Source organism: Halalkalibacter lacteus, from assembly GCF_036663595.1.
In the GTDB taxonomy this organism is placed as follows: Bacteria; Bacillota; Bacilli; order Bacillales; family Bacillaceae_D; genus Halalkalibacter; species Halalkalibacter lacteus.
On record NZ_JAWRVL010000423.1, the window covers coordinates 1 to 240 of the forward strand.

A 240-nucleotide genomic window follows, 5' to 3' on the forward strand; every position below is an offset into this window, starting at 1 on the left:
GAAGAAGATCACGCCAAGCGCGTAGAGGTCTTGCGAGCCCCCCGCATCGATCGAAGTGATTCGCTCGGGCGCCATGTACTGCGGCGTTCCGAACACTTCGCCGACGCCTGTGAGTCGTGAATCTTGCGCCGATCGTGCAATGCCGAAGTCGAGAAGCTTCACCAGATCGGTGCCGTCTTCGCGGCGCGCGATGTAGATGTTCTCGGGCTTCAGATCGCGGTGGATGACTTCGAGGTCGTG

The 240-nt window shown here is 60.4% G+C and carries 1 protein-coding gene; it reads right to left on the reverse strand.

Going from position 1 to position 240, the window contains the following annotated elements; genetic code table 11:
• Window positions 1–240, reverse strand: a 240-nt coding sequence (locus tag SAZ04_RS22880) for a protein kinase domain-containing protein (RefSeq protein ID WP_332700073.1), incomplete at both ends; no start/stop codon positions are given.